The sequence below is a fragment of the Xanthomonas sp. NCPPB 2864 genome (assembly GCF_056675615.1).
Genome location: NZ_JBWWVS010000031.1, coordinates 1 through 554, shown reverse-complemented (window position 1 = coordinate 554; position 554 = coordinate 1). Strand labels below are relative to the sequence as shown.

Below are 554 nucleotides of genomic sequence, written 5' to 3'. Positions count from 1 at the left end.
AGACCTGTTCTTTACGGTGGTCTTTCTGTCGGTGATGTTCTGGTACAGCGGCTGGCTGACCTTGATCGTGGTGCTGTCGTTGCCGCTGTACGCCACCATCTCTGGCCTGATCACCCCGGTGCTGCGCCAGCGTTTGAACGACAAGTTCGCGCGCGGCGCAGACAACCAATCCTTCCTGGTGGAGACGGTCAGCGGTATCGGCACGGTCAAGGCGATGGCGGTAGACCCGCGCGTGACCCGCACCTGGGACAACCAACTGGCCGGCTATGTCAGCGCCGGTTTCAACGTCACCCGTATCGCCACGCTTGGCCAGCAGGGCGTGCAGTTGGTGCAGAAGCTCACCGCCGTGGCGGTGCTGTTCTGGGGCGCAAAGCTGGTGATGGAAGGCAAGCTGTCGATTGGCCAGTTGATCGCCTTCAACATGTTGTCCGGCCAGGTCACCGCGCCGATCATCCGGTTGGCTCAGTTGTGGCAGGACTTCCAGCAGGTCGGCATTTCGGTCGAGCGGCTGGGCGACATCCTCAATACCCGCACCGAGGTGCCGGGCAGCCGCC

1 protein-coding gene is annotated in these 554 nt (G+C 62.8%); it reads left to right on the top strand.

All coding sequences use genetic code 11. The features are described from left to right. A partial coding sequence (locus AC1KVE_RS21025; RefSeq protein WP_481093048.1) for an ABC transporter transmembrane domain-containing protein occupies positions 1–554 on the top strand: 554 nt, incomplete at both ends.